A 670-nucleotide genomic window follows, 5' to 3' on the forward strand; every position below is an offset into this window, starting at 1 on the left:
GGATCTAAAAAGTGACAAACCTATCGCTCGAACACCCAATTGGCAGAAGGAGGCGCTACATTTACCCATCATCATTGATGAGCGAGTCGTTGGCGAACTGATATTTTCTGTGTCGTTGGAACAAATTGAGCAAGCTTTTATCTCCAAACAAATGGAACTGGTTTCTGATTTGGTTCACGGCGTGATCAGTCGTCACCTCAGCCTTGAACGAGAAGTCGAGCTAAGAAAGCGAGCGGAAGAGTCAGAAAAAGCGACGAAAGAGTTTGTCGCGATGATTAACCACGAGTTAAGAACGCCACTTAATGGCGTACTCGGCAGCGCAGAGCTGTTAAGCAAAACTCAGTTGGGAGAAGATCAACGGCAATATCTCGGTAATTTGATTCAGTCGGGCGATTTACTTCGCGTCATCATCAACGACTTGCTCGATTTCAGCAAGATGAATGCTGGCATGATGGAAATTATCGACAAGGTTTTTGCGTGGGATGATCTCGAAAAAGCCATTACGGGCGTATTTGCGGCGAAAGCGGCAGAGAAGCGCATTCATTTTTCTATCGACAAGAAGTTGGGCATTCCGGAGTTTCTGATTGGCGATTTAGAACGAATCACCCAAATCTTAGTCAATCTGATTGGGAACGCGATCAAATTTACCCATTTGGGCGGCGTGGTCTTG

1 protein-coding gene is annotated in these 670 nt (G+C 46.0%); it reads left to right on the top strand.

Translation table 11 applies throughout. The annotated features are described in order from the left end of the window. Positions 1 to 670 (top strand): histidine kinase dimerization/phospho-acceptor domain-containing protein (locus tag R7Z77_RS25950; protein WP_318137123.1); only part of this gene is annotated, 670 nt, incomplete at both ends.

It is taken from the genome of Vibrio sp. 1401, from assembly GCF_033340295.1.